At 63.9% G+C, this 22,435-nt stretch carries 19 protein-coding genes; 14 read left to right on the top strand and 5 right to left on the bottom strand.

The features are described from left to right. Both ABJK40_RS08770 and ABJK40_RS08775 read left to right on the top strand, forming a co-directional pair. On the top strand, positions 1-205 hold a 205-nt coding region (locus ABJK40_RS08770), incomplete at its 5' end, for a hypothetical protein (protein WP_348480876.1). 113 nt (positions 206-318) lie between these two features. After that, positions 319-1,335: a hypothetical protein gene (locus ABJK40_RS08775; protein WP_348480875.1), complete on the top strand. Its 1,017-nt coding sequence runs from the start codon at positions 319-321 to the stop codon at positions 1,333-1,335. 167 nt (positions 1,336-1,502) lie between these two features. On the opposite strand, the gene ABJK40_RS08780 is transcribed toward ABJK40_RS08775, so the two are convergent. Further along, on the bottom strand, positions 1,503-2,162 hold the full coding sequence (locus ABJK40_RS08780) for a hypothetical protein (protein ID WP_348480874.1): 660 nt from the start codon (positions 2,160-2,162) through the stop codon (positions 1,503-1,505). 30 nt (positions 2,163-2,192) lie between these two features. Between ABJK40_RS08780 and ABJK40_RS08785 the strand changes: the two genes are divergently transcribed. From ABJK40_RS08785 to ABJK40_RS08820, 8 genes are all read left to right on the top strand, one after another. Continuing rightward, positions 2,193-3,842 (top strand): O-antigen ligase family protein, encoded by a 1,650-nt coding sequence (locus tag ABJK40_RS08785; protein ID WP_348480873.1) that lies wholly within the window; start codon positions 2,193-2,195, stop codon positions 3,840-3,842. After that, positions 3,839-5,401: a flippase gene (locus ABJK40_RS08790; RefSeq protein WP_348415456.1), complete on the top strand. Its 1,563-nt coding sequence runs from the start codon at positions 3,839-3,841 to the stop codon at positions 5,399-5,401. Before ABJK40_RS08785 ends, ABJK40_RS08790 begins: the two co-directional genes overlap by 4 nt. After that, positions 5,398-6,360, top strand: a complete 963-nt coding sequence (locus ABJK40_RS08795; RefSeq protein WP_348480872.1) for a glycosyltransferase family A protein — start codon at positions 5,398-5,400, stop codon at positions 6,358-6,360. The genes ABJK40_RS08790 and ABJK40_RS08795 overlap by 4 nt, the downstream gene beginning before the upstream one ends. After that, complete coding sequence (locus ABJK40_RS08800) at positions 6,357-7,733, top strand: FAD-dependent oxidoreductase (RefSeq protein WP_348480871.1); 1,377 nt, start codon at positions 6,357-6,359, stop codon at positions 7,731-7,733. Before ABJK40_RS08795 ends, ABJK40_RS08800 begins: the two co-directional genes overlap by 4 nt. Positions 7,734-8,004: 271 nt before the next feature. After that, positions 8,005-9,270: an alpha-L-arabinofuranosidase gene (locus ABJK40_RS08805; protein WP_348510232.1), complete on the top strand. Its 1,266-nt coding sequence runs from the start codon at positions 8,005-8,007 to the stop codon at positions 9,268-9,270. A gap of 101 nt (positions 9,271-9,371) precedes the next feature. Continuing rightward, positions 9,372-10,343: a glycosyltransferase family 4 protein gene (locus tag ABJK40_RS08810; protein WP_348480878.1), complete on the top strand. Its 972-nt coding sequence runs from the start codon at positions 9,372-9,374 to the stop codon at positions 10,341-10,343. A 485-nt stretch (positions 10,344-10,828) separates the two neighbouring features. After that, positions 10,829-11,569 carry a hypothetical protein gene (locus tag ABJK40_RS08815; protein WP_348480869.1) on the top strand — a complete coding sequence of 247 codons (741 nt, stop codon included), beginning with the start codon at positions 10,829-10,831 and terminating at the stop codon, positions 11,567-11,569. 167 nt (positions 11,570-11,736) lie between these two features. Beyond that, entirely contained in the window at positions 11,737-12,108 is a 372-nt protein-coding gene (locus ABJK40_RS08820; protein WP_348480868.1) for a DapH/DapD/GlmU-related protein, read from the top strand. Between the two features lie 9 nt (positions 12,109-12,117). Here the strand turns inward: ABJK40_RS08820 and ABJK40_RS08825 are convergent, their stop codons facing one another. Continuing rightward, entirely contained in the window at positions 12,118-13,398 is a 1,281-nt protein-coding gene (locus ABJK40_RS08825; protein WP_348480867.1) for a glycosyltransferase family 2 protein, read from the bottom strand. A 258-nt stretch (positions 13,399-13,656) separates the two neighbouring features. Here ABJK40_RS08825 and ABJK40_RS08830 point away from each other — a divergent pair, with 258 nt between their 5' ends. From ABJK40_RS08830 to ABJK40_RS08840, 3 genes are read left to right on the top strand one after another with little or no spacing between them, the layout of a single operon-like run. After that, a complete protein-coding gene (locus ABJK40_RS08830; protein WP_348510233.1) occupies positions 13,657-14,628 on the top strand; it encodes a glycosyltransferase family 4 protein in 972 nt (323 codons plus the stop codon). A gap of 55 nt (positions 14,629-14,683) precedes the next feature. Further along, positions 14,684-15,652 (top strand): aldo/keto reductase, encoded by a 969-nt coding sequence (locus ABJK40_RS08835; protein WP_348480877.1) that lies wholly within the window; start codon positions 14,684-14,686, stop codon positions 15,650-15,652. A 56-nt stretch (positions 15,653-15,708) separates the two neighbouring features. Further along, positions 15,709-17,262, top strand: a complete 1,554-nt coding sequence (locus ABJK40_RS08840) for a GMC family oxidoreductase (RefSeq protein ID WP_348510237.1) — start codon at positions 15,709-15,711, stop codon at positions 17,260-17,262. 14 nt (positions 17,263-17,276) lie between these two features. Here the strand turns inward: ABJK40_RS08840 and ABJK40_RS08845 are convergent, their stop codons facing one another. Further along, the gene (locus ABJK40_RS08845; protein WP_348480864.1) at positions 17,277-18,287 is read right to left on the bottom strand and encodes a glycosyltransferase; all 1,011 of its coding nucleotides are present in this window, start codon (positions 18,285-18,287) and stop codon (positions 17,277-17,279) included. A 554-nt stretch (positions 18,288-18,841) separates the two neighbouring features. On the opposite strand from ABJK40_RS08845, the gene ABJK40_RS08850 reads away from it, so the two are divergent. Continuing rightward, positions 18,842-20,023 carry a GMC oxidoreductase gene (locus ABJK40_RS08850; protein ID WP_348510234.1) on the top strand — a complete coding sequence of 394 codons (1,182 nt, stop codon included), beginning with the start codon at positions 18,842-18,844 and terminating at the stop codon, positions 20,021-20,023. Between the two features lie 81 nt (positions 20,024-20,104). On the opposite strand, the gene ABJK40_RS08855 is transcribed toward ABJK40_RS08850, so the two are convergent. Beyond that, on the bottom strand, positions 20,105-21,253 hold the full coding sequence (locus ABJK40_RS08855; protein WP_348480862.1) for a DegT/DnrJ/EryC1/StrS family aminotransferase: 1,149 nt from the start codon (positions 21,251-21,253) through the stop codon (positions 20,105-20,107). Continuing rightward, positions 21,250-22,422 (bottom strand): glycosyltransferase family 4 protein, encoded by a 1,173-nt coding sequence (locus ABJK40_RS08860; protein WP_348480861.1) that lies wholly within the window; start codon positions 22,420-22,422, stop codon positions 21,250-21,252. The genes ABJK40_RS08855 and ABJK40_RS08860 overlap by 4 nt, the downstream gene beginning before the upstream one ends. Positions 22,423-22,435: the final 13 nt, after the last annotated feature.

A 22,435-nucleotide genomic window follows, 5' to 3' on the forward strand; every position in this document is an offset into this window, starting at 1 on the left:
CCGGCAACACTGCATCACCGACCTCGGCAACGGAACCATCGAGGTCCGCATCGACCAAGGAACATCCACATACGTCCGCCAAGTACCCGGCACCTTCCCACGCAACGCCCGAGTCATCTTCGAAGACCACAACTACACACCCGACAAGGACAACGACACCAACGGCCACCACACGTGGCACTGGGACAACCTCATCGTCCGCTGACAGGTCGTTCTCACGAAACGGAAATCGAGTCCCCTCCAGCTCAGGTCGAGTAAGCTTCCCTCCCGCGTGCGGCGGGTGCGAGAGCATTCAATCCGCCGAATCCAGGAGATCTGATGTCCCGAATCGCACTCATCCGCCTACTCGAGACCTTCTTCCGTCGCCCGTGGCTCTATTTGATCCCACTCGTCTTGGCCATCGGCCTCGCAGCGTTCACGGTGACCGGCAGTGAGGACGAATTCAAGTCCGGCGGGGTCGTGTCCGTCAACAGCGACACACTCCTCTCGAACCTGTCCGATGTGACCATCGAAGCCCCGTTCACGTTCGAAACGCCTGCGAGCGTGACGAGCCGTCGAATCAACGACCTTCTCGGCTCGACAGGCTTCGTCCTCACGGTCGCTGAGGCGGCTGGCCTCGTCGGCGCCCTGGAGAGCGGTGTCATGACGCTCGATGACGTGAGAACGACGGTCAGTGCCGCACCGGTCGGCGACGCTTTGGTGAGCATCACGGCGACCACATCCGATCCCGAAGCTTCATTTCGACTCGCCAATGCCACCATCGACTCGTTCATCGCTCTCGTCGTGGACGACGCCGTGGAGCAGAGCCGTTCGGCCGCCGAGTTCTACGACGACCTCGCCGCCGACTACCAGACCGCCCTCGCCGCAGCCAGCGAGGATCTCGACAATTTCGTTCAGGAGAACGAGGCGCCCGTGATCGGCGAGCGCCCGATCGACCAGCTGAACGCAATCGCTCGACTCACCGCAGCCGAAACCTTCGCGCAAGACCAGTTCGCGAGCGCTCTCGCCAAGGCCGAGGAGGCCCGCCTGGTCGCCGAGCAGACCCGCTTGGACATCGACCAGCGAGTGAACATCGTCGATGAACCTGGTCTGCCGTTCGCTCCGGAGCCCAACCTCCGCAGGATGGTGCTCACCGTTCTGCTCCTGGTGGTCGTCGGGGTGATCGGTGTCCTGGCGCTCGTGGCGCTCGCCGCAGCATTCGACCGGTCGGTACGCGACCGTGAGGGCGTCGAAGCCCGGCTTGCGATTCCGATCTTGGGGTCCGTCCCCATCGATCGCTCGACGACGCGAAGGCGGCGGCCTGATCGCCGACGCAGCAGCGGAGTCGCGGCATGAGAGCCCGTCGAAAGCCTTCGGCGGCGGGATCAGCGATCATCGTCGCCACCGACGATCTTCAACTACCGTCAGCCTCGTTGCCCGTCGCGTCGGCTCTGCGATACGTCTCAGCTCATCTGGCCAGCGGAGACGACCTGCCACGACGTCTCGCATTCACATCCGCACTGTCAGGTGAAGGGGTCTCGTTCATCAGCACGGCGTTCGCCGCAACGCTCGCACACGACACGCGCAAACGGGTCGGGCTGGTGCAACTCAACTGGTGGAAACAGGACGCCGAGGTTCGAGCGGCTGCTGGTCTCAGCGATGTCATTCTCCGGGGCGCTCAGATCGAAGATGTGATCCTCAAGACGAATGATCCGTGCCTCGAGGTCATTCCGGCGGGACACGCCAACAGCCTCGACCGGGCGGTCCTCGTTCACGACGGAACGTTGGAGAAGCTTCTCGATGTGCTCGGAACTCAATTCGATCACCTCGTCTTGGACTTTCCTGCGGTGCTGCTCACCAGCGACTCGGTTTTCCTCGCGGAGCTGGCAGACGACGTGGCGTTCGTCGTGCGACACGGTGTCACATCCTTCGATCAGGTCGAGGAGGGCCTCCGACAGCTCGGCACGGGCCGAGTCAGCGGCATCGTCCTCAACCAGGAGCAGAGTCGGATCCCCCGGATCATCCGACGCCGTCTCGGGCTGTGACCGCCTCGGGAGCACGATCGTGATCCTCCTGCTCGGCTTTTTCTTCGCCGTCTTCCTCGTCAGCCTCACGACCCGGCGCAGTCCACTCTCACCCAGGTCGACCTGGCTCCTTCTCGGTTGTACAGCGATCGTCAGCACTGCATATCTCCGACTCGGGTTCTACTAACCGTGCCCGACACCACGAGCACACACCGGCGGAGCCTGCGACGGATCACGACGGTCAAAGACCAGCGGCGCCACGTCGGCGCAGCCTGGTGGCAGCAGTATCTCTGCGCGAGTTTCGTGCTGGTGATCGTGTCCCTCGCCGCCGCCGCGACGGCCCCCCAGCCATTCGCCGTCGCTCTACTGGCACTTCTGCTGTGCACGAGCGCTCTGCTGTTTAATCCCGTGATCGGGGTGTATCTGATCGCCTTCTTCACCATGGCCAGCGATGCAGCCGTGGCGCCCTGGTACCCGTTCGTCAAGAACTTCTCGAGCGCAGAGTCCATCCTCTACGTCGCCGACCCCTTGACGTTCAGCCCGCTCGAGGTCCTGGTGATTGCCACGGCGACGTCGTGGCTCATCCGGAGTCAGGTGAACGGGGCGAGAGTGTCGTTCCGCGGCGGCAAGATGTTCGTTCCACTGACACTCTTCACCGGAATGGTCGTCGTCGGGTTTGCCAACGGCGTCATCCGTCGAGGTGGAGATCTGAGAATCGCGATCTTCGAAGGGCGAGCTCTTTTCCTGATCCTGGTCGTCTACCTCCTGATCGTCAACGTCTTCACGAGTCGTCGCCACTACATCACGCTTTTCGTCGTGGCGCTCGTCGGCGTCTTCGTACAGTCGATCGTTGCACTGATCTTCTACCGCAATCTCGAGGACGGTCTTCGAGGCGACCTCGACTCGCTGACCGAACACGGCGCGTCGGTCCATCTGGCGGTCCTCTTCATTCTCACCCTGTGCCTGATCTTCCTCCCGAAGTGTTCGAGCCGGTTTCGCTGGACGGCGCTGACGTTCTGCATTCCTGCAATCATCGTCTTCGCGCTGTCGCAGCGGCGCTCGGCATTCAACGCATTCGCGATCGCGATGGTGCTGTTCCTCGCGGTCCTGTTCATCGAACGGCGCCGCGCTTTCTGGTGGCTCGCGCCGACCCTGACGGTCTTCGGCGTCGGGTACGTGCTTGCGTTCTGGAGCGTCACCGGTCCACTCGGGTTCGGAGCCCAGGCGGTGAAGTCGTTCATCGCTCCCGAACAGCTCGATGCAGTCGACCGGAGCTCGGACCTCTATCGGGAGATCGAGGCCACGAACATCTGGTTCACCATTCGGGCCGAGCCGGAGCTCGGCGTCGGATTCGGCAACCGCTTCTACCAGCCATGGGCACTACCGGATCTTGGGCCTGGGTTCGAGTTCCGCGACTTCCTCCCTCACAACTCGTTGCTCTGGATCTGGCTCAAGACCGGCTACGTCGGATTCGTCTTGATGCTGTTCGTTCTCGCACGGACGATTCAACTCGGGACCCGTTCGATCGCTCGTGTGAAGGACGGCGACGAACGGGCCATTCTGGTTGCGTGCCTCAGCTACATCGTGATGTACACCGTCTTCACCTACGTCGACATCGGCTGGGACGCTCGAAGCGTCGTGTTCCTCTCGATGGCCATGGCATGGTGCGCGGACTCAGCCGACGTCGAAGCAAGGGAAGCGGTCGACCCACCTGTACCCATCACAGAACACACGCTGCACCTCGTCGCGTCGATTCAACCCGCCCCGCCGGAATCCATCGCTGCACCGGTCGGATCACGGCCGACGAGCACGGGTCCGCATCTTTCCAATCGGTCATGAACACCACGCTCAAGAACGCCTTCTCGCTCCTCTTCTCCCAAGTCGGCACGATCTTGATGTCATCCATCCTGCTCGTCTTCGTGCCGACCTATTTCGGTGAGGAGGACTTCGGGAAGTACACCTACGCCGCAGTGTTGATCGCCTTCTTCGGGCTCGTCGGCGCAGCCGGTACCGGAACATTCCTCGTCAAGACGATTGCCCGTGACCGAACCCAACTCGCTTCATACGCGGCCAACGCTGTGACTTTGAAGCTCACGATGGGCACGCTCCTCTCCGTGGGTGCTGCGCTGCTCGGTGTGGTCCTCGATCTCGACCGGACGACGCTGTTGTTCGGCGCCGCAGCGCTGATCGTCATGAACCTGACGATGGTGAACGAAATTCTGGTGTCGTGTCTGCACGGCATCGAACGGATGGGCCGCCCGGCCACCGTCGGAGCAGTCGCTCAGGTACTGGCGGGAATCGCAACACTGATCCTCATCAGTGCGAAGTTGGCACCGACGTCGATCGCCTTGCTCGCCGTTCCGTTCTCTGCGATTCCGATCGTCGTCAATGCGGCCGCGATCCGCGCCGAAACCGCCCCCTTCCGACACATCAGGATCAAGTGGTCGGTCTGGAAGGTCCTCCTCATCGGTGGGCTTCCGTTCATGCTCTACCAGATCGTGCTGTACGCGTACGGAAGCGTCGATCTCTTGATGCTGCGGCCGATGACCGACTCACAGACAGTCGGGTGGTACGCGCTGGCGTACCGCATCATCTCGCTGCCCGTTCTCCTGGCCGCCACTGCCCTGCTGGCAATGTTCCCGTCGCTCTCGGTCCAGGCGCAGGACGATCCTGGACGGCTGGCCAACCAGGTGAATCGGGCGCTGCGCTTCATCTCGTTCGTCACGTTCCCGCTCGCGGTGGGAACGATCGCGGTTGCGCCAGCACTGATCGATACGTTCTACACGGCGGACTTCGAACAATCGGCGGTGTTGATCAGGATCCTCGCGCTGTCCATGCCGATCGTTGTCGTCGACGTCATTCTCGGGATGGCGCTGTTCGCAACAGACCGTCAGAGTTCCTTCCTCGTGATCGGGGTGATCGCCGCAATCATCAACCCGGCGTTGAACTACGTTGCGATTCCCTACACCGTCGAGCGCTTCTCCAACGGTGCCATCGGTGCGGCGTCCATCACCGTGCTCACGGAGTTGGTGATCATGTTCGGAGCGATGCGCATTCGCCCCACCGGAGTGCTCGACAGCGGCACCGCAGGCTTCCTCTTCCGGTGTGGCGCATGTGCCGCCGCGATCGCGCCCGCCGCCATTGTTGTCGGCGCATGGGGGCTCCCGGCGATGGTACTGTCCGGCGCTGTCGCCTACTTTTTCACGACCCGCATCCTTGACGTCATCCCACGTCAAGAATTGTCTCACCTTTACTCCCAGGTTCGCCGAAAGACTTCACGCACAACCGATGAGATCCGCGACGATTCCCCGATACAGCCCACGGACGACGCATCCTCGGGCGTTGGTCGTTCGGGCCCTCCCGGCGTTCCTCCCAGCGAAAGTGAGACCTCCACATGACGACCCAGCAGCCGCCGGTTTCGGCGATCATCTGCACCCGGAATCGGGCTGACAAGATCCGCACCGCAGTGGAATCGGTTCTCGCAAACGAATATGAACCGTTCGATCTGACGATCGTCGACCAGAGCACCGATGGGCTCACCCGGCCGATCGTCGAGAGCATCATGGAATCCGACGGCCGGGTGAGATACGTACCGATGACGACATCAGGACTCTCCAAGGCCTACAACCGCGGAATCTCGGAGACCACGAGTGAGATCCTGGCGTTCACCGATGACGATTGCATCGCTCCCTCCGAGTGGTTGGACCACGTCGTTACTGCGTTCGAGAACGATCCCGAGGCGGACCTGCTGTACGGCCAGGTGGTCGCCGCGTACCCCGACAACGACGGCGTCGCACTCACGCCCTACCTGATGATCGACAAGGCAGAGCGCCTGAAGAAGGGCGAAGGCTTCCGCGTCTTCGGAATGGGCGCCAACTACGCAGCCCGTCGCCGACTCTTCGATTCCATCGGAGGGTTCGACGAGGTGCTGGGAGGCGGCGGCCCACTCAAATCGTCACAGGATTTCGACCTCGCGTACCGGGCGTTCGCTGCGGACCATGTGATCGCGCTCCGGCCTGAGGTCGTGATGCGCCACGATGGCCGGCGCGAGTCCGAAGACTGGCCGACCCTGCTCACCGCCTACGGCTTCGGTGATGGGGCGTTCTATGCAAAACACGTTCGATGTCGTGATCCGTATGCGACATGGCTGTTCGCTCGCCGCTTCGCCTCTCAAGCGTCTCGTTTCGTCGTGAAGCGAGCGCTTCGGCGTCCTGCCAAGTCGCAGTACGTCACCGGGATGATCCAGGGCTTCCGGGGATCCTTCGAGTTCCAAGTGGACCGAACGTCGCGAATGTACGTCGATCATCGAGCATCTCACGAGACCCTCGCTCCGCAGGCCGTGGCGGTGGAGAAATGAGCGACCGCATCGTCGTGCTCGGTGCTGGGCCGACGGGTCTCGGTGCGGCGCACCGGCTCGCCGAGCTGAGACATGAGGATTGGGACGTCTACGAGCGCACTGACCACGTCGGCGGGCTCGCATCGAGCTACCGCGACGACCAGGGGTTCATCTGGGACCACGGCGGACACGTCATGTTCAGCCACTACACCTACTTCGACGACCTCGTGGAAGGCATGTTGCGCGGCGACTACGACCAGCACATGCGCGAGGCCTGGGTGTGGATGTGCGACCGCTTCGTGCCGTACCCCCTTCAGAACAACATCCATCGCCTTCCCGACGAGGTGTACGTCGAGAGTCTGCTCGGCATCATCGAAGCTCAGCAGAACGAGCTGCCGAAACAGAACTTCCACGAATGGATCCTGGCGATCTTCGGCCGAGGGATCGCCGAGCACTTCATGCTGCCGTACAACTTCAAGGTGTGGGCGCACCCCATCGAGATGATGTCGACCTCGTGGCAAGGAGATCGCGTCCCAGAGGTCGACCTGCGCCGGATCATCGAAAACCACGTGTACGACCGCGACGACGTGTCGTGGGGACCGAACAACAAGTTCAAGTTCCCACTGCTCGGAACGGGAATGTTGTACGAACGGATTGCCGAGGCCCTGCCCAAGTCTGTCGAGTTCGACCACGAGGTCGCCAAGATCGACGTCATCGGCCGAGAAGTCCACTTCGCCGACGGCACCACGACGGCGTACGACAAGCTCATCACGACGCTGCCCCTCAAGGAACTCATCAAGCGCATCCCGGAAGCGCCGCCGGGAGTCGTCGACGCGGTCACCAGCCTTCATCACACCGAAGGCCTCTTCATCGGGATCGGCGTGGCCGATCCGTGCCCGAGCACCAAGTGCTGGATGTACTTCCCCGAGGACGACTCTCCGTTCTATCGTGTCACCTATCTGTCGAACTATTCGCCGGAGATGACCCCCGGACCAGGCCACTTCTCGCTGCTTGCCGAGGTGTCGAAGTCGGAGTACAAGACGGAAGACGTCGACGATGTCGTGGACCGCACGATCGAAGGTCTCGTGTCGTCACAGCTCCTCACACGAGAGCAGGCCGACACGAAGATCATCAGCAGAGAACTGATGCATGTCCCCTACTCGTACCCCGTTCCAACGCTCGGACGCGACGCGGCGTTGGAGATCATTCAACCATGGCTGATGTCGCACGACGTCTTCTCCCGCGGTCGATTCGGCGCCTGGCGATACGAGATCGGCAACACGGACCACTCGGTGATGATGGGCGTCGAAGTGATCGATCACCTCGTCGAGGGGAAGGACGAGACCACGTGGTCACTGCTTCCCGGCGAAGAAGCCCGTGCCACGATCTCATGACGGCGCCGCGACATCGACACCATTGCGCCGGCTGACAGCCGTCGTACTGACGTACGCAACGGTCGGCGCCGGTTGTTCACCGACCGGCGGGTCCGGCGGTACCGCCGAGTTGGCCCACCGGCCCCCGATCAGCGTCGACGTGGCGGGGACTCCGCAACCCATCGACCCGCATGTGCTCGGCACGAACCTGCCTGCATGGATCGGCCCAGAGCGACTCGCTGACGACGCTTTCCGCGCCGAGATCATCGCGAGCGGAACGACGATGTTGCGCATGCCCGGCGGGAGCTGGAGCAACGACTACGACTGGTTGAGCTGCGAGCTCGACGACGAAGCGGGTTGCTTCGCCACGTGGGCCGCTGCTCCGAGCGACTTCGCCGACGTACTCGATGCGACCGGGCTCGACGGGATGTGGACCGTTGCATTCAATCAGACCGCCGAGAGCGCCGCCGCGCTGGTGGCGTTCTTCAACGGCTCCGTCGACGACCGCACGCCGATCGGAGTCGATCGCGACGGCACCGACTGGGAAACGGTGGGAACGTGGGCATCGCTGCGAAGCGACCGCGGACACCCGGATCCGATTCGCATCGAGCACTGGGAGATCGGCAACGAGGTGTTCGGCGCCCGACCCGACACCGGCGGATCGGACTGTGCGTCGTTCGGTTGGGAGCACGTGTGGACGTGCCAAGGCGACGAGTACGTCCTGGGCGACGACGAACACGACGGATTCGAGGACTTCCGTCGTGCGATGAAGCGCGTGGACCCGACAATCGAAATCGGCGCAGTCGGTGTCGCCGATCCGTCGGCATGGGGTGATTGGTCGACCGAGGTGCTCGAGGCCTCGGGCGGGAACTTCGACTTCTTCATCCTCCACGACTACGGCTTCTCGGAGTCGCCGGGCTCGGTCGACGCCGTGGGTCGACCTGCCGAAGCCTGGCCAGGGCTCATCTCGACGACGAGAGAGATGCTGGCGGATGGCACTCCGATCGCAGTGACCGAGTACAACCTCATCTCGTTCGAAGGCGGCGACGATCGCGGCACGATGAAGACGGCGCTCAACGCTCTGTACATCGCCGAAACCATCGGACAACTGGTCATCGCCGATGTCCCGATCGCGACCCAATGGAACTTCGCGAACGGGACCACCGAGTCCGGAACGGACTACGGAATGCTGAGCCTCGACGGTGAGGGTCGGCTTCCCCAGTTCCATGCGATGGCAGCGTGGGCGCAGGCCGGAGAATTCCTTCATTCCGTCCCAGCGAGCGACGACTCGACGCGGATCTACCCGACAACTCGTGCCAACGGTGAGCTCATCATCGTGGCGCTCAGCTTCGATGACCGACCAACCAGCCGAGTCGTCGAACTGCAGGGCGTCGGAACATGGACGTCTGGTACGGTCACGTCTGTACACGCAGATGACCACACGTCGACGGACATGACCACATCACCCCCACGACGCATCGACGTGAGTGGCTCGCAGTTCGAACTCCTCCTCCCGCCATGGTCGATCAGCGTGATCGAGATCGGCACCCCCGTATGACTCGTCGTCGACCGGTTCTCCTGACCGTGTCAGGCCGTATCCCCCTCGACATCGACGAGCAGGTGCAATCCGGGTCGCGCCCGAAGGCTGACTACTGCGTGATGCAAGATGCTTTCGATGCGGATCTGGTCGACGTGGACACGGCCCTCGGACAACTCGGTCGTCCGGGACGGATCATCCACCGCGTCGCCGGTACCGGAGGCCTCCTCGCCTGGTACTGCCATCGAAATCGCAAGCGTTACGAGGTCATCGTCAGTGACGGCGAGCAGGTCGGCCTGCCACTTGCGATCCTCCAGCGCTTCCTGGGGCGCGGCACGGCGCGCCATCTCATGATCGTCCACATCATGTCGGTGCCGAAGAAAGCGGGCCTCACCTCCGCACTCCGACTCGCCCGGTTGATCGACTGCTTCGTCGTGTACTGCTCGTTCCAGCGCGAGTTCATCATTGATCGATTCGGTGTGCCCCCTGATGACGTGGTGCTGACGACCTTCCAGGTCGACACGCAGTTCTTCGATCCCTCGAAGGTGGAGGGGCCGGACGTGCCGCTCATCAGTAGCGCCGGGCTCGAACGCCGCGACTACGCAACGTTGCTCCGAGCCGTCGACGGGCTCGACGTCTCCGTGCTGATCGCCGCGGACAGCCCGTGGTCGAAACGAGAAGACTCGACACAGCATGGCGCTCGCCCTGCGAACGTGGAGTTCGAGCGATTGAGCCTGCACGATCTGCGCGACCTCTACGGGCGGTCGAACTTCGTCGTCATGCCACTCGAGGCCGTGGATTTCCAAGCCGGGATCACCACGATCCTCGAGGCCATGTCGATGGGCAAGGCCGTCATCTGTTCTCGAACCGTCGGCCAGAACGACACGCTGATCGAGGGGGAAACCGCCGTGTACGTCGAGGCTCACGATCCTGCCGCACTCCGTCAGGCGGTCGTCGCACTCCTCGACGACGACGCTCGCGCCACCCAACTGGGAGCCAACGCACGGCGATGGGTCGTGGAGAACGCCGACGTCCACCGATACTCCGACCGGCTCGCAACCGAGGTGCAACGTCTGAGACAGGTCGCCCGCTGATGCTTCTCACCATTCGCCGTCGCGACGCCGGCCGGAACCGTCCGAGACACAGCACATGTCTCGGACTTCTTGTCGCGATCGCCTCACTCGCGGCCGGATGCGCCGAACAGGATCGGATCGTCTTCGACTCCCCGACCACCACCCAGACCACGACGACCGTCGCTCCCTCGACGACCACCTCGAACCTCGATGAAGATCCGCTTCTGACGACAACTCCACGGACGCCGGAGCACGGCACGCCGGATGCCTCCGCACCGACCGTCACCACGCCACCGGTCACCACCTCACCACCGACATCGGAACCGATCGAGGCACAGGAGCCGGTCACGATCGCCTGGAACGGGAGTGAGGTGTATCGGCACGGTGCGAACCTGCCTTGGGTCAACTTCGGGTGTGATTTCGGTTGCGGCCAGCAAGGTGGTGTCAGTTCTCCGTCGGCCCGAGTCACCGCATCGGATGCGCTCAATCGAGCCCGAGACGCGGGGATGTCCACCGTTCGGTGGTGGGTTTTTCCCGAGGTCCGCCCGCACGTCAATGTCGACACGGCCGGGTTGCCGGTGGACTTCACCGCCGCGGTGTATGAGGACATCGACACTGCGCTTGCCCTGGCCGAGGCCGCCGATGTCGATCTCGTCCTCACACTCTTTCCGGGAGCGATCGAGATCCCACCCGAGTGGCTCGCCACTCCCGAGGCGATGACCCGGTTCGTCGATGTCATCGACGACTTGTTCATCCGCTATGCGAACCACCCTCGGATCATGACGTGGCAGGTCATGAACGAACCGGAGTGGGCGATTTGGAACAGCCTCATCGATGGCGATCTGGTACGGGACTTCGTACGCGAGGTTGCCGAGCGTGTGCACGCGACGACGTCATCGCTGGTCAGCCTCGGTGCCGCTCGAATGGACGGCCTACCACTCTGGACAGACCTCGGGCTCGACTATCTCACCGTCCACTGGTACGACAACATGACCGGCAAGTCTGAGTGCGTTCCCTGTGTGTCGTACGCCGAACTTGCACGGTCGCTGGACACCGACCTTCCGATACTGATCGGCGAGTTCCACCACAACCCCGCCGAGCCGGTCGAACGCCTCCAACGATTCCGCGACCTCGGCTACGCAGGAGCGCTGGCTTGGTCGCTTCTGCCGAACCGTACGGCCGATGGGCTCGACATCGTGGATGACGCAAGTCAAGGGTTTGCCGCCGAGCTCGGAACCGTCCCGTGACCCGGGGAACACAGCGCAGACTGATCAGCGACGGCACAGCACTCGTCCGGGCGCACTGGTTCCTACGCCGCGCGTCGCTCGGGGAGCGCGTCAGGGTGAGGGGCCGTCCTCGCGTCGTCGCCCGCGGCGAGATGGTCATCGGGGACCGCGTCCAATTGGTCTCGACGGTGGCGAAGCTCGAATTGGTCGCAGAGCGCGGCGGTCGTCTCACCGTCGGCTCACGATCGCTGATCAATTTCGGCTGCTCGATCGTGGCCACCGAGCGCGTCTCGATCGGCGCCATGTGCCACATCGGACCGCACTGCATGATCATGGACACGGCGTTTCACGAACTCGACCCTGATCGGCGTCTCGAATCGCCGGCGCCGAAACCGATCGAGATCGCCGAGAACGTGTGGATCGGGGCCCGGGTCATCGTGATGCCGGGCGTCACGATCGGAGCAGGTTCAGCGGTGGGTGCCGGCAGCGTCGTGACCCACGACGTTGCACCCCGAACGCTCGTGGCCGGCGTGCCCGCACGCTTCATTCGTGACATCTGATCGGGCTTGTCAGATTCGGTCGGAGGTGTTCCTCTCGGTACGCGTCCAGCCGATTTCCGATCCGCCGATCACCATCCTGCTCCAGAGCACGACCTTCCAGACCACCAATCGAGGTGCCCTCAGCAGAGAGCGGTACACCTGTGCGGGGGCTCCCACCATCACGAGCGCAGCGATCACATGCAGGAGGTGCCCGCCCAGTGAAGCGATCGCGATGCGGTTCCGGGCGCGAGCGCACGCGCTGGTGGGACGACAGGCACGGTCGATCCCCGTTGCTGCTGCGGTCAGCGTCGAAAGGGCAACCGCAACGGACAACGGTGGTGTCAGCAGGTCGAGCGTTGCGTCGAGTCGTTGCCCGATGCCGATCGGCCGGCCACGACCGCTCGCGGGTCGGAGGAACTGCGGCACAAATCTTCGAGCCAGTTCGATTCGTCCACGTTCCCAACGCTCGTGTTGCGTCGTCGAGCCATCGATCGAGTCCGGCATCTCGGCTTCGAGTCTCGCGTCCGGAGCAAACGCAATCGTGACGCCGCCCAGCGCGAGCTGACAACCGAGCTCGAGATCCTCCGTCAAGTGGTCGCTGATCTCCAGCGTGCTCAGCGTGCCGACACGGAACCCCATACCGTTTCCGAACAATCCGGACGACGATCCGAGGGCAGTTCGTCCCAGCGGGCGGAGAAAGTGACGCGCCGCGAGCGCGGCATACCTCAATGACGTCGCCGTCGAGGCCCCGGGTGAGCGAACCGTGTAGTACGCCTGGACGACATGCACGTCGTCATCGAAAGCTGAATCCAGCGCCGAGAAGAAACCCGAATCGACTCCGCTATCAGCGTCGACCACGACGACGACGTCATCGGACGAAATGTCGTCCCGATCCAACAGATCAGCGATCGCCCATCTGAGGCTCGCACCCTTGCCACGCGGTTCTGGGTCGTCGTGTTCGTGCACGATCGCGCCGCCCCGGCGAGCGATCGCAGCGGTTTCATCCGTGCAGTGGTCGGCGATCACGTGCACCTCGAGGAGTTCCGCCGGGTACGCCGCCGACATCAACCGTTCGACCGTCTCGGCAATGAGGACCGCCTCGTCGTGCGCAGGGATCAACACGACGAACTTCGTCGATGGCTCACTGGGCGCCGTTCTCGACGGGCGCCTGCGGCCGGCCGACGACCAGTATGCAGCGCAGCTCAACGTCACGAGATATGACGACGGGATCGCGGAGATCCCGACCGCAACGGAGATCAACGATCCGCGCACGAGGCGAGCGGCCGCGAGGCCCGAGGTGGTTCCGCTCACCGAGGGCAGCGTACACCTGCGTCACGGGGCTCGAAAGCCGTCTCCCGCGGGCAGCAGAACGTAGGATCCCCTCATGCCCGAACCACGGACGACATGACGCAGACCACTCCGAATGGGCCTCGCGTCGCATTCGTCATGGAGCAGACGTTGGGCCACGTCACGCATTGCAGGAATCTCGAAGGACTCCTTCCTGGAGACGGGCGCATCGACCCGGTCTTCCTCCACGTGCCATTCGAAACGACAGGAGCGATGCGACACATGCCCGGCTATTCGAACTGGACCGTTCGGGCATCGCTCCGCGCTGGTCGAGCCATTCGTCGAGAAAACGGCCAGGCTCCTCTCGACGCGCTCTTCGTGCACACCCAAGTGCCGGCGGTGTTGAACACGGATCGCTTTCGAGGAATCCCGCGTGTCGTTTCACTCGATGCGACTCCACTGCAGTACGACGAACTCGGCGACGTGTACGGGCACGAATCCGGGAGCGATCGTCTCGAACGTCTGAAACACGCGCTCAACACGCGCTGTTACCAGCGCGCCGATCGTCTGGTGACGTGGGCCGAGTGGACGAAGGCCGGTCTGGTGGCGGACTACGGCGTCGATCCCGCCGACGTGGAGGTCATTCCTCCGGGCGTCGATCCACAGAAATGGTGGTTTCCGCCGAGAACTGGGACGACCGACGACTCCGAACCGGTCCGGGTGCTCTTCGTGGGTGCAGATCTGAGACGGAAGGGCGGATTCGACCTCGTCGAGGCGGTTCGTGAGGTGCGGCGCCGGTTGACGGAGTCGGGATCGCCGGCAGAGCTGGAACTGCACGTCGTCACCACGGCCGAGCTGTCGCCCGAGCCGGGGGTGTTCGTGCATCGCGGTCTCACACCCAACAGCCCCGAGCTCATCGACCAGTATCGGCGAGCCGACATCTTCTGTCTGCCGACCTACGGCGACTGTCTCCCGATGGTGTTGTCCGAGGCGGGTGCAGCCGGGCTCCCACTCGTCGCCACCGATGTCGGAGCCATCTCGGAGATCGTCCACGACGAGAAAACCGGACGCCTGGTGCGACCTGGTGCGATCGGGGAATTGGCCGACGCACTTGTCGATCTCGCCGAGAACCGCGAACGTGCCCGTCGACTCGGCTCCGCCGCCTGCGAACTCGTCCGCGAACGCTACGACGCTGCGAAGAACGCTCGGCGCATCGTCGATGTGATGTTGAACATCGGGAAGCGACGTCGATGACGAGATCCGCGAGGTCAACGCAGGTGCCGAGTCGCTGTCTATAGTGCCGACGGTGATGCAACTCGGCTTCGGATGCGCAAACCTTGCAAGCATGCGTGCCGGAGCAGGCGGAGCAGCGTCGACTCGCCTCGTACAACTCGCGCACGACGAAGGTGTGCGCTTCTTCGACGTGGCAGACGCGTACGGCGACGGCGTCGCCGAGCAGGTGTTGTCCCGGGCATTTCGGTCCCGCCCCGATGATGTCACCATCGCCACCAAGGCCGGCTTCCGCTTCTCGCAGCGACCGATGTACGAGCGCATCGCGAGGCGTGTACTCCGCCCAGTGACCCAGCGCACCACGCCGTCGGCGATGTCACGGCTCGCGGAGACGACACGAGGCCCCGCCTACACGGCACAGGACTTCTCTCTCGACTACCTGTCGCAAGCTCTCGACGGCAGCCTGCGCCGGCTCGCAGGACTCACCATCGACTGCTTTCAAGTGCACGAGCCGGGCGACGTGGCGATCGACGACATCCTCGAATGGGCGCAACGATCGATCGACAGCGGAAAGTTCAGACGCTTCGGTGTGTGCCTCCGACCAGGAAGTGATGCGCGACCGTGGCTCGCGTCACCGGTCGTCACGGTGGCCCACGTCGCCTACGGCCTTCTCGATCAGTCAGCGGACGACCAACAGATCCCACTGGCCGCCGAACGTGACGCAGAGGTGATCACCCATGGCGTTCTCGGCCAAGGGCTGCTGACGGACAACCTCACCGCAGCCGACCTCGCCGAACGATCACCGGATTCGGAACGACTGCTCGAATTCCGCCGACTCGCCGCATGCGCTGGGGTCTCGTCGGCACAAGCTGCCATCTGGTTCGTCCGCGCTCATCCAGCGATCTCCGTGGCGCTCGTCGGAATGAGTTCCCGCGACTCCCTGCAGGCAACGGTGCGAGCATTCAACACTGACCCGATCGACACCGATCTCGTCGCACAGAGCAAGGATCTCCTCCGTCCAGAACCGCCGCAACCGAGCGCATCGTGACGTTGCTCGCGGCCGACGGGGTCGAGAACGGCGCACAGCTCGACACAGATGTGTGTGTGATCGGGAGCGGAGCTGCGGGGATCACGATTGCCCGCCGTCTGTCCCGATCCGGACTCCGCGTGACAGTGCTCGAAGCCGGGGGATTGCGTCACGATCGGAAAGCGGAAGCCGGCGCCTTCAAGTTCTTCCCCACCGGGCGGCCGTTCGACAATCCGATACCCGACAGAGGGCGATGGTTCGGCGGATCCACGAACCTGTGGTTCGGCCGGTGCACTCGACCGACAGCGATCGACTTCGACTATCGCCCGTGGGTCCCGCACAGCGGGTGGCCCATCTCGATCGAAGAACTCGAGCCGTGGTTCGGCGTCGCGTCCGAGATTCTTGACGTGCCGCACGCCGACAAGTTGCGGATCGAGGAGTGGCCGTCGAACCCGACGATTCGAGCATTTTGTTCCGAGCACTCGGCGTCGGCCCTGGAAGTGTTCCTCTGGGCGCAGGCACCGGCAATGGGACCGGCCGCCAAGCAGCAACTCAGCGACGCGGCGAGCGTCAAGGTGATCACCGACGCCACGTGCGTCGGGCTGACGTCCGTGTCTCACGACCAAGCGGAGGCCGCATCGATCATCGGACCGGGCGGGCGGAGATTCTCCGTTCGCGCTCGCACGTTCGTGGTCGCCGCCGGTGGACTGGAGAACCCTCGGCTCCTGCTGCTGTCCAACGATGCGCAGCCCAATGGTCTGGGAAACCATCACGACAACGTCGGGCGCTACTATCTCGACCACGTTCGAGGCGCCGGGCTGGCACGAGTCGACGTTCGACCCCTCGACGACTCGCAGCTCGCAGTCCTCCAGATGCTCGACGAACAGGCCGATACTCCATACGGGCCGGCCCAGCTGCGCGTCGTCTTCGACCAGAAGACGCAGCACGACGAAGAACTCCTGAATCACGGCCTGCACGGCTACCTGGTGTCCGAGCTCGAAGAGAGCTCCGGATTCGAGGCATACCTCGCTGTTCGTGCCCAGTTGGGACGCCGGACCATCACCGACCACCGCGTGTTTGCGCGACAGCTCGCAGCGTTGGCGGCGAACTCACCCCAACTCGCTCGCCTGCGTTGGAATCGTTTGCGCAGCCGGAACCGGCCGACGAGCTTCGTTGTCATCGACCAGCTGGAGCATGCTCCCGATCCGGAGAGCCGCATCAGCCTTCGGCATCGCGACCTCGACCGCTTCGGAATGGCCCGACTGGAGGTCGATTGGCGGATCGGATCATCGACACTGCGTTCCCATCGACGGTTGCACGAGATCTTCTTCGACCGGTTGGCGAGCGTCGGCATCCGGCAAGGCGTCAGCGAGATTCTCGGGAGCCCATCGTTCCAGCCGCATTATCAGGACATGAAGCATCCGTCCGGCACCACTCGCATGAGTTCCTCGCCGAAGGACGGTGTCGTCGATGCCAACTGCCGCGTGCACGGGTCGAAGAACGTGTACGTCGCCGGGAGTTCGACGTTTCCCACGAGCGGCCATTTCAATCCGACCCTCACGATCGTTGCGTTGGCGGCCCGACTGTCCGACCACATCGAGCGCTCGTTCGCCTCACCAGGCACCCCGTGAGTTGTTCCGTGCCGCTAGGTAACCCAGTCTGACCGCTCGTCGAGCAATGCGGCCAGCTCGGCCGCGCCACCGACCTCGTCGCACACGCCTTCGTAGTATGCGAGGTTGTACACCACACTGAGGATCGCCTGCTCGACCCGTTCGAGACCCAGCCGTCCTGCGAACGACGAGACTCCACGACCCAGCTTCTCGAAAGGGCGATGCAAAGCCGGTCGAGGGACGATGATCGGGGTGAGTATTCGAACGAGACGGTGGCGGCTTCGGAACTGGTGACCGATCAGCGGCAGCATCCAGTCTTGATCGCGATCGCGACCGAACAGGACATCGTTGCGGCCGTACAGGTAGGCGTTGGCACGCCACGAGCGATACGAACGTGAGGCGTAGTGATAGCTGATCGCCTCGGTGAGGAACTCGAAATTCAGGCCGTGATCGTCGAGTCGATACGCGAGCTCGACGTCCTCGGCCCGACGCAGCGATTCGTCGAACCCACCCAGCTCGACGAGGTGCTGCCGGGCGATCGCCGCGTTGCCCGTGTAGAACTGGCGCGACGAGGTCTCGAGTTCACCGGAGGTCATTGCGTCGTACTGCTTGTACAGCATTCGCTGCTCCCAAGCGACGAGGCGGCCAAGTTCGACATCGGTCGGATTCAGCATCGGCCCAATCGTCACGAGTCGCCCGTCAGCACGCTCGTGTGCGTCGACATGCGCCTGGAGCAGCCCGACGGCCGGCAACACGTCGTCGTCGAGGAAGACGACCAACTCACCTCGTGCCGCCTCGATCCCCCGATTCCGAGCCGCCGCCGGCCCGCTGTTCTCCTGCACGATCGCGACGATCGGCAACGGCGTGGACTCGCTCGTCAGGTACTCGTTCGTGCCGTCCGTGGAACCGTCGGAGACGACGATCGTCTCGAACGATCCGTTGCGCAACTGTTGGCGAGACAGGCCGTCCAGCGTGCGACGAATGCCGTCCTCGCGGTTGAAGGTCGGCACGATCACGCTGACCAGAGGTGGGGGACGATTCTGCATCGGACTCTCAGGGGCGGCGGTCTGACACGCGGTCTCGAACTGTGCGAATCACGGTGCACTAAGGTACCGCGATTCTCCAGAATGCTCGCCACCATCCCGAGGGCTCAGTCGTCGAGACCGATGTGTGCATCGTCGGCGCCGGTCCGGCCGGACTGAGCATCGCATCCTGCTTCGTCGGTACCTCGATCAGAGTACTGGTTCTCGAACGCGGCGGCCGGCCAGGACGGCCCGACGGGATGCACGACGGCGACATCGGTGAAGGAACACTCGACTTCGAGCGGCCGCCGACTCCCCCGCCGAGGTTCGGCGGTGCTGCGAACGAGTGGATCGTCCGCCTTCCGTGGCATCGGAGAGGCGTGCGCATGGTCGGACTCTCACCGATCGACCTGGAGCGCCGAGCCTGGGTTCCACACAGTGGTTGGCCGATCTCTTGGGACGGCCTTCAGCGCTACTACCCTCGCGCACGCTCCCTCCTCGGCCTCTCGGACATCGACGATCTCGCGGCGGGATCTCGTCGAGGTGACGATCGCGATCTGCACCTCGATGAATTCGGGTTGACGACAGGACTCGAGCGGTTCGCGTTGTCATCGGTTTTCACCGACGACATGTGGAATCTCGTACGGGACTCACGAAATGTCGACGTGATGCTCGATGCGTCGGTCGGCCAGATTCGGGGCGAGGAAGGTCGAGTCACTTCCGTCGACGTCGATCATCGACGTGCCGCACGGTTCTCGGTACAGGCGTCGGTGTTCGTCCTGGCCGCAAGTGGCTTCGAGAATCCGCGACTCCTGCTCGGAGCGAACGGCGGAGATGGCATCGGCAACCGACATGACAACGTCGGCCGCTACCACATGGATCACTTGCGAACGGTTGGCGGGCGACTGACTCCCCACGACCCAGCACTGATCGACGGGATGGGCGAGTTCGACATCCGCGCCGACGTCGACGATCCCACGACATGGCGGATGGGTCGACTCACCCCGACGCCGGCTGCGATGGCGCGACTCGAACTGCCCCACAGCGCCGCACAACTTCTTCCGAAGCTGGCACAACCCGAACTCGAGGCGGTTTCTGCGGCGAAGGACGCGGTCCGTTCCCTCCCTCGGCTCCGGCGGCCGATCAGGACCGCAGGACTTCGCGACGTTCTCCCCGGCCTGGCGCGGGTCGCCACCACCGCCGCCCGGATGTCGATCGCTCAGCGCCGGATCCCACCCCGCACCGATGCCGGCTGGTCCGGCCTCGCCGGGTCGAGGGGGCCGTGGGGTTCGTTCGCCGTGGAGCACCAGGTCGAGCAGTTCCCCGACCCCGACAACCGTCTGTACCTCGACGATCGCTGCGACGAGTTCGGTCGACGCCGGATCTCGCTCGACTGGAAGTGGAGTCGCGCCGAGATGGACGGCCTTCAGCGCACCCAACAACTCTTCGTCGATGCCTTTGAGCGCAGCGGCGTGGCCACGTACGACCCGGTGCCATGGAGCACGCCACCAGAACTGACGACGCCGGGCGGTTCGTTCCATCCCAGTGGCGGCACCCGCATGCATGCCAGCCCCCGCCACGGTGTGGTCGACGCTGACTGCCAGGTCCACGACTGGAGCAACCTGTTCGTGGCCGGAAGCTCCACCTTCCCGACCGTCGGCTATGCCAATCCGACGCTGACGATCATCGCTCTGTCGCTCCGGCTCGGTGACGAGATCAGCAGACGACTGCGAAAAGCTGCGCCAGCCACAGATCGCTGAAGCCTGCCGTCCGACGACACAGACCGGGACCTTCGACCGGTGCGCGCAGAAACCAGTCGTGGTCGGTGAGCGGGATGATCGTCACGACGCGCCGAGCCGCTTGAGAATCGACCGGAACACGGGCCCCGGGAGTTCGGGAGCCGTTTCCACCGTGCATGACAGTGAGAGGATCTCGAGCGTTCGCGGACACGCCGACTCGGAGTAGTCGTACACCGCATCGCTCCACTTGTACGGATCACGATCGGGGTGATGCGAATGCATACCGGTCACGGATTTCCAGTTCGTGTACACGTGGCGACCCGTGTCGCTCAGCCGCCGGGCTCCTCGTGTCGCCCCGAACCTGGCTGCCTCGTCGGGATCATCGAACCGCAATCCGATTCCGACCGCTTCATCGGGAGCATGGTGATGCGACACGGTCACGGACAAGCCGGGGATGTCGGCCACGTGGTCGAGCACCATGCGGCGACGGCGTTGACGCAGCGCGATCTGACGGTCGAGCCGTCTCAATTGCGGTCGAAGAATCGCCGCCGACAATTCCGGCATCCGAGCGTTGATGCCCGGAAACAGTGTCCCCTCGGCGGCTTCGTGACCGACCCGTTCATAGCTGCCCACGTCGTGGTACATCCCTGCGCGCTGATGAAGAACGGCGGACGAAGTGACCATCGCTCCACCTTCGCCGCACTTGATGTTCTTCTGTTGATTGAAGCTGTACACGCCGGCATCGCCGATCGTCCCCGTGGGTCGCCCGCGATAGCGCACCCCGATGGCCTGGCAGGCGTCTTCGACGACGACCAGATCATGGCGTTTCGCAAGGGCTGTGATCGCCGCCATGTCGCACACCAGGTTCAACATGTGGACCGGGATGATCGCCTTCGTGCGATCGGTGACCTTCCGCTCGGCATCGATCGGATCGATCGTGAGACTCTCGTCGATCTCGACCAGTACCGGAATCGCCCCGACCGCGAGCGGAGCCGCCGCAGAGGACACCCACGTGTACGCAGGGACGAGCACCTCGTCGCCCGGACCGACCCCAGCCGCCACGAGCGCACAGATCAGTGCGCTCGTACCGCTGTTGACCCCGAGTGCGTAAGGCGAATCGAAGACAACGCTGAGCTCCCGCTCGAACTTGGTCGTCTCCGATGTCCTCGTGGTGCTGTATCGGGCCAGGTCCCCACGCGACAGGACTCGCAAGGTTGCCAACGCTTCACGCGGACCGAGTGACAGACTCATGCGGCGCCACTCCCCCGCTCTGCGGCTGCGGGATCGCTCACTCGACGGACGAAGTTCACGAGTCGCCGAGCGTTCGTGGTGGCGTCGAAATCACTTTCCGCCCGAGCGCGGGCTGCGGCGCCCATCCGCAGGCGCAGGTCCGGATCGTCTCGAAGCCGCCGAAGCCGATCGGTGAGGCCAGCGGCATCGCCCACGTCGATGGCGTAGCCGGTTTCGCCTTCGACGACGAGATCCGCGAGGCCACCCACTCTCGTCACGATGCACGGCAGTCCCGCAGCGGCTGCTTCCACGGCGGCGATCCCGAACATCTCCGAGGAACTCACGAGCACGAACACGTCGCTGCGCACGAAGAGGTCTCGCAGCTTGTCGTCGCCGTGCGACAGGCCGCGATGCACGTCGACTCCCGGCTCGGCTGCAACGTCCGAGCGGGTCACGATGTCCAGTTGGACCGTCCCTGGATCGAGCGATCGAACGGCCTCCAGCAACAGCGGTCCGCCCTTGCGTTCGAAGTCGCCGCCCACGAACAGGATGCGCAACACGCGCTCCGTCGACGGCGTCGAGGTCTTCCACGATGCGACGTCGACGCCGGGAGGAATCACCAGGATTTTCTGTGGGCTGATCCCGTAGTCCTCGATCAACGACGTCCGCACCCAATTGCTCCAGGGGGCGATCCCGGCTGCGGCGTGCAGCAGACGACGATTCCAGCGGTGCTTCACAGCGCCCAGCACCCGGCCGTCCGGGTGGTGGCCGTAGTCGTCGGCCATCGAGTCCTTCAGGACCGGTGTGTCGTCCATGCACACGACGAAGGGGCGTCGTCGGCTGGCGCGCCCGCCGAGCACGGCGGGCACCTGCGAGTTGAACACGTACGCAGTCGCGTCTCCATGTTGACGCAGGCCCCGGACGACCTCGTTGCGGCCGCGCAACGCGGATCGAATTGCCTCTGACGGAATTCGCTCCCACCATTTCGACGTCGCCGCGTAACTGATCGGCACCCAATCGGTGTGAACGTGCGGCTCGTCGCACAACGATCCACGCAGATTGTCCGCAAACGTGAGGTGCCCGAGATGCTGCTCCATCACGAAGGTGATCGAGATCGGGCGGGCCGGAACGGCCGAAGCAGCGGACGAAAGCGACGCAGCCCCCAGCAGCCTTGCGCTCGTCTGCGTCACGTCCGGAGCATAG

It is taken from the genome of Ilumatobacter sp. (assembly GCF_039969435.1).
GTDB lineage: Bacteria > Actinomycetota > Acidimicrobiia > Acidimicrobiales > Ilumatobacteraceae > Ilumatobacter_A.

Bases quoted from the DNA above. Each gene is read 5' to 3' on its own strand.
- ABJK40_RS08795 (WP_348480872.1), top strand. From the start codon at position 5,398: ATGACGACCCAGCAGCCGCCGGTTTCGGCGATCATCTGCACCCGGAAT.
- ABJK40_RS08790 (WP_348415456.1), top strand. From the start codon at position 3,839: ATGAACACCACGCTCAAGAACGCCTTCTCGCTCCTCTTCTCCCAAGTC.
- ABJK40_RS08775 (WP_348480875.1), top strand. From the start codon at position 319: ATGTCCCGAATCGCACTCATCCGCCTACTCGAGACCTTCTTCCGTCGC.
- ABJK40_RS08830 (WP_348510233.1), top strand. From the start codon at position 13,657: ATGCCCGGCTATTCGAACTGGACCGTTCGGGCATCGCTCCGCGCTGGT.
- ABJK40_RS08835 (WP_348480877.1), top strand. From the start codon at position 14,684: ATGCAACTCGGCTTCGGATGCGCAAACCTTGCAAGCATGCGTGCCGGA.
- ABJK40_RS08800 (WP_348480871.1), top strand. From the start codon at position 6,357: ATGAGCGACCGCATCGTCGTGCTCGGTGCTGGGCCGACGGGTCTCGGT.
- ABJK40_RS08845 (WP_348480864.1), bottom strand. From the start codon at position 18,287: ATGCAGAATCGTCCCCCACCTCTGGTCAGCGTGATCGTGCCGACCTTC.
- ABJK40_RS08855 (WP_348480862.1), bottom strand. From the start codon at position 21,253: ATGAGTCTGTCACTCGGTCCGCGTGAAGCGTTGGCAACCTTGCGAGTC.
- ABJK40_RS08805 (WP_348510232.1), top strand. From the start codon at position 8,005: ATGCCCGGCGGGAGCTGGAGCAACGACTACGACTGGTTGAGCTGCGAG.
- ABJK40_RS08815 (WP_348480869.1), top strand. From the start codon at position 10,829: ATGTCCACCGTTCGGTGGTGGGTTTTTCCCGAGGTCCGCCCGCACGTC.
- ABJK40_RS08810 (WP_348480878.1), top strand. From the start codon at position 9,372: ATGCAAGATGCTTTCGATGCGGATCTGGTCGACGTGGACACGGCCCTC.